The sequence below is a fragment of the Lutibacter sp. genome, from assembly GCF_030692605.1.
Classification (GTDB): Bacteria; Bacteroidota; Bacteroidia; order Flavobacteriales; family Flavobacteriaceae; genus Lutibacter.
Genome location: NZ_JAUYUD010000011.1, coordinates 1 through 5,764 on the forward strand (window position 1 = coordinate 1; position 5,764 = coordinate 5,764).

Sequence of the window (5,764 nt, forward strand, 5' to 3'; positions counted from 1 at the left end):
CTTGAAATCAAACAATATATAGACTATTATAATAACGAAAGAATTAAATCAAATCTAAACAAAATGAGCCCGATAAAATATCGAGCTCATTATTGTCAAAATTAATTATAAATTTGTCTAACTTTTTGGGTTCAGTCTAAAAGTGATGTTTTTTTTGTGAATTATAATAACTTTGTTAGGCCAACATTGTTACTGGATTTTCTATAAACTGTTTTAAAGTTTGTAAAAATGCAGATCCTGTTGCGCCATCCACTGTTCTATGGTCGCATGCTAAAGTTACTTTCATAATATTTCCAACAACTATTTGACCATTTTTAACCACTGGTTTTTCAATAATTGCACCAACTGATAATATTGCAGAATTAGGTTGATTTATAATTGAAGTAAATTCTGAAATTCCGAACATACCAAGGTTAGAAACAGTAAAAGTACTACCTTCCATTTCGGTAGGAGTTAATTTTTTGCTTTTTGCTCTAACAGCCATGTCTTTTACTTCAGCACCAATTTGTGTCATACTTTTTTGATCTGTAAACCGAATTACAGGAACAACCAAGCCGTCTTCAACTGCAACAGCAACACCAATGTTAACATGGTGATTTATACGAGTTCTATCATCAAACCATTGAGAATTTACTTTTGGATGTTTTTTTAATGCCATCGCACTTGCTTTTACAACAATATCATTAAAAGACACCTTGGTATCAGGTAATTCATTAATTGCATTACGTGAAGTTATTGCATTATCCATGTCAATCTCAATCATTAAATAATAATGAGGAGCCGTAAATTTAGATTCTGCCAATCTGCGTGCAATAGTTTTACGCATTTGTGAATTAGGCGTTTCTTCAAAACTTTCAGAACCTGATGAAATTGCAGGTAAATTTGAAATTGAAGTAGCTGAAGAAACAGAAGGAATGTAATTTTCGACATCCGATTTTACAATTCTCCCACCTTCACCAGTACCAGAAACCGTATGTAAGTTTATTCCTTTTTCAGAAGCTATTTTTTTAGCTAAAGGAGATGCAACTATTCTTCCTCCAGTAGATTGGACTTCACTAGCCACTTTTTTGGTAGCCATTTGAGGTATAGCATTAGCTTCAGGTTTAATAGTAACTTCTTTGTTGTTTTGAACAACTGGTTCTTTGGAATTAGCTGCTTTAAAATTTTTAATAATTGCATCAATATCTTCACCTTCTTCACCAATTACAGCCAAAAGGGAATCAACTGGTGCGCTCTCTCCATCCTTTAAACCAATAAACAATAATGTTCCTTCATTAAAGGATTCAAACTCCATAGTAGCCTTGTCCGTTTCAATTTCAGCTAAAATATCTCCTTCTGAAATTTTATCTCCTACTTTTTTTAGCCATTGTGCCACAACTCCATCAGTCATTGTATCACTTAATCGGGGCATTGTTATAATTTCTGCCATTTATCTATGTTTTAAAAAAGGATAATCTTTTTGTTCATATACAATATCGTATAAAAGTTGTTTGTCTGGAAAAGGTGAATCTTCAGCAAATTTCTGACATTCTTCTACTTTCCTTTTAACTTCTTTATCCCAATCTTTTATTTCAGCATCAGTTGCGTATTTTTTTTCTTTAATAACATCTAAAACTTGAGAAATTGGGTCAATTTTCATATATTCATTAACTTCATCTTTGGTTCTATAATGTTGAGCGTCGCTCATAGAATGCCCTCTATATCGGTATGTTTTCATTTCTAAAAATGAAGGGCCATCACCACGTCTTGCTCTTTCAATAGCTTCATGCATTGCTTCAGCTACTTTAATTGGGTTCATACCATCAACCGGTCCACAAGGCATTTCATATCCTAAACCTAATTTCCAAATATCTTCATGATTAGCGGTTCTTTCCACTGAAGTTCCCATGGCATATCCATTGTTTTCACAAATAAATACTACAGGTAATTTCCAGTTAATAGCCATATTAAAAGTTTCGTGTAAAGACCCTTGCCTTGCTGCACCATCTCCAAAATAAGTTAAAGTTACGCCATCTCCGCCAAAATATTTGTCTGCAAAAGCAAGACCTGCACCTAATGGAATTTGACCCCCAACAATACCGTGCCCACCATAAAAATTATGTTCTGGTGAAAAAATATGCATAGATCCTCCCAGTCCGTGTGAAGTACCAGTTTCTTTACCAAGTAATTCTGCCATAATTCTCCTAGGATCTACACCTAAACCAATTGGTTGAACATGATTTCTATAAGCAGTAATCATTTTATCATTAGGTTGCATGGCATGTAAAGCACCAGCTAGTACAGCCTCTTGTCCATTATAAAGGTGTAAGAATCCTCTTACTTTTTGTTGAATATAAAGAGCAGCCAATTTGTCTTCAAATTTTCTCCAAAAGAGCATGTCTTTATACCAATTAATATAAGTTTCATTCGTTATTTTTTTCATCTAGTAGGTAATGTTTATTTCAAGTCGAATTGCAAAAATACTATTTTGCAACGTAGTATAAAAGTAACAGTAATTTTTTTTTACTATAATGTTTTCGTGAATTTCTGGAAATGCTTGATTTCTACACTATTTAAAAATGAAAAGTCCCGACTTTTCGGGACTAAACAAGGTTATTTTGACTGTTAATTCTTACATGTAATCCTCTATTGGATTACAAGAACAAATCAAATTTCGATCACCGTAGGCGTCATCAACCCTACGAACAGATGGCCAAAATTTATTTTCTTTTATATATGATAATGGAAATGCTGCTTTTTCTCTTGTATAAGGAAACTTCCAATTAGTTGCTGTTAGCATTTCCAATGTATGGGGTGAATTTTTTAACGCGGTATTAGTATCTCCTATTTCCATTTCATCAATTTCGTTTTTAATACTGATTAGAGCATCACAAAAACGATCAAGTTCTATTTTGCTTTCACTTTCCGTAGGTTCAATCATTAAGGTTCCTGCTACTGGAAAAGAAACTGTAGGTGCGTGGTACCCATAATCCATTAACCTTTTGGCAACATCAGTAACTTCAATACCTTTTGATTTAAATTCTCTAAAATCAACTATCATTTCATGAGCTGCAAATCCATTTTCGCCAGCATATAAAATTTTATAATGTTTTTCTAACTTTGACTTCAAATAATTTGCATTTAGAATTGCGTAAATGGTAGATTGTTTCAATCCATTAGCCCCAAGCATTTTAATATAACCGTAAGATATTAATAATACCAAAGCCGATCCCCAAGGTGCTGAGGAAATAGCAGTAATGGCGTTTTCGCCTCCAGTTGGAATAATTGGGTTTGATGGTAAAAATGGTGCTAAATGAGCCGCGACACAAATTGGTCCAACACCTGGTCCACCACCACCATGTGGAATAGCAAAAGTTTTATGTAAATTCAAATGACAAACGTCTGCTCCAATGGTAGCAGGGTTTGTTAATCCAACTTGGGCATTCATGTTGGCACCGTCCATATATACCTGACCTCCACGTTCATGAATGAGTTCGGTTATTTCTTTAATTGTACTTTCAAAAACACCATGAGTAGATGGATAGGTAACCATTAAACAAGACAAATTATCTTTGTATTGTTCAGCCTTTTCACGTAAATCATCTACATCTATATTGCCTTTATCGGTAGATTTTGTTACAATTACTTGCATTCCTGCCATAACTGCAGATGCAGGATTTGTACCATGAGCTGATGAAGGTATTAAGCAAATATTTCTATGAAAATCTCCTTGAGATTCGTGGAAAGCTTTTATGACCATTAAACCTGCATATTCACCTTGTGCACCAGAATTTGGTTGTAAAGATGTTGCCGCAAAACCTGTAATTTCATTAAGCGCAGCTTCTAATTCAGCAAAAATTTGATGATATCCTTGCGCTTGTTCTACAGGAACAAAAGGATGTATAACACCCCAATGTGGCCAACTTAAAGGAAGCATTTCTGATGCAGCATTTAGTTTCATGGTACAAGATCCTAAAGAAATCATAGAATGATTTAGTGATAAATCTTTACGCTCTAATTTTTTAATATAACGCATCATTTCGGTTTCTGAGTGGTAATTTTCAAAAACATCATTAGTCATAAAAAGAGAAGTTCTTTGCGCCCATTTTGGTAGGTTGTATTGAGCTAGAGTTGTAATTTCTTGGTAATCTTTTCCTTCGGCATTTGCTAAAATAGAGAGAATAGTGTTTACATCATTTAATGTTGAAGTTTCATTTATTGAAATAGATATTACATTTTTAGAAGGGTAGTAGAAATTAATTTTTTGCGCTTCAGCACTATTTTTTACTTTTAGCGCATCGGAAACTTCAATTAGTAAGGTATCAAAAAACACCGTATTTAATTGTTTTAATCCTAAATTTTCAACGCCTCTATTTAAAGTTGCAGTTAAATTTTGTATTTTATTTGCAATGTAAGTGATGCCCTTTGGACCGTGAAAAACACCGTACATACCAGCCATTACAGCCAATAATACTTGAGCTGTGCAAATGTTTGAAGTTGCTTTTTCTCTTTTAATGTGTTGCTCTCTGGTTTGTAGCGCCATTCTTAAGGCTCTATTACCATCTTTATCTTGAGTTACACCAATTATTCTTCCTGGAAGTGTTCTTTTATAGCTTTCTTTGGTGGCAAAATAGCCAGCATGAGGACCTCCATAACCCATAGGAATTCCAAAACGTTGTGTGGTACCAACAACCACGTCGGCACCCCATTCTCCAGGAGGAGTTAATAATGCTAAACTCAATAAATCAGCAGCAACAGCAATTCTGACCTCAAATTTTGATGCTTTTTCAACAAAAGATGTGTAGTCATAAACTTGACCGCTTTTTGCAGGATACTGAACGATTGCCCCAAAAACAGTGTTGTTAAATTCAAAAGTTTCATGGTTTCCAATAACCAATTTTATATTAATTGGAATAGCTCTAGTTTTTAAAATATCAATGGTTTGTGGAAGCAATTCTTCAGAAACAAAAAATAAATTTGCATTATCTTTTAGCTGATTTTTTGTTCTAGTATTAAAAAGCATAGTCATAGCTTCACCGGCAGCGGTTCCTTCATCTAATAAAGAGGCATTAGCCAATTCCATTCCAGTAAGTTCACTTACCATAGTTTGGTAATTTAGCAAGGCTTCTAATCTTCCTTGTGCAATTTCTGCTTGGTACGGTGTGTAAGCAGTGTACCAGCCTGGGTTTTCTAGAATATTTCTTTGAATTACTCCAGGAACAATAGTAGGGTGATATCCTAAACCTATGTAATTGGTGAATAATTTATTTTTATTTGCAACATTTTGAATATGAGACATATATTCATATTCACTCATGGCTTCTGGCAGATTTAAATTGGTTTTTAATCTAATATCTTGAGGAATTGTTTTAGAAATTAAGGTGTCTAAAGAGTCAACACCTATGGTTTTAATCATTTCATTAATTTCACTTTCACGAGGACCAATGTGTCTTAAAACAAAAGAATCTGTTTTCATATTAAAAAGGTTGTATAAAAATATTAGTATAAAATATGTTCAAAAATACTTAAATTATTAGAACCTAAATAGTACTTTAATTACTTATTTTTAATAATAGTTACCTAGAAAAATCAACATAATTGTATATTTACTAAAATAAAAAATGCACTATTTAAAAAAAATAATAAATTTTTCTGATTGTCCGTTTTCTGTCATAACCCTGTAATACCTGCTATTACTAGCCTATCGAATAATTTTTCTTCAAAATATCTTCTGTTAAGCTTATAAACGAACTCATTTAGGTACAATTGAAGATATTTTCCTTTA

3 protein-coding genes and 2 pseudogenes are annotated in these 5,764 nt (G+C 33.2%); 1 reads left to right on the top strand and 4 read right to left on the bottom strand.

What is annotated here, in order from left to right; translation table 11 throughout:
• Positions 1 to 6: 6 nt before the first annotated feature.
• Positions 7 to 105, top strand: coding sequence for an IS3 family transposase (locus Q8S45_RS13925; RefSeq protein WP_371132950.1), 99 nt, complete (start codon positions 7 to 9; stop codon positions 103 to 105).
• 70 nt (positions 106 to 175) lie between these two features.
• On the opposite strand, the pseudogene Q8S45_RS01255 reads toward Q8S45_RS13925, so the two are convergent.
• The 4 genes and pseudogenes from Q8S45_RS01255 to Q8S45_RS01270 form a co-directional block, all read right to left on the bottom strand.
• A pseudogene (locus tag Q8S45_RS01255) lies at positions 176 to 1,423 on the bottom strand (pyruvate dehydrogenase complex dihydrolipoamide acetyltransferase); the annotation flags it as partial.
• A gap of 6 nt (positions 1,424 to 1,429) precedes the next feature.
• Positions 1,430 to 2,422 (bottom strand): pyruvate dehydrogenase (acetyl-transferring) E1 component subunit alpha, encoded by a 993-nt coding sequence (gene pdhA / locus Q8S45_RS01260; RefSeq protein ID WP_305600498.1) that lies wholly within the window; start codon positions 2,420 to 2,422, stop codon positions 1,430 to 1,432.
• Between the two features lie 189 nt (positions 2,423 to 2,611).
• Positions 2,612 to 5,455 (bottom strand): aminomethyl-transferring glycine dehydrogenase, encoded by a 2,844-nt coding sequence (gcvP, locus tag Q8S45_RS01265; protein WP_305600500.1) that lies wholly within the window; start codon positions 5,453 to 5,455, stop codon positions 2,612 to 2,614.
• Between the two features lie 194 nt (positions 5,456 to 5,649).
• Positions 5,650 to 5,764: pseudogene (locus tag Q8S45_RS01270) on the bottom strand (IS1595 family transposase); the annotation flags it as partial.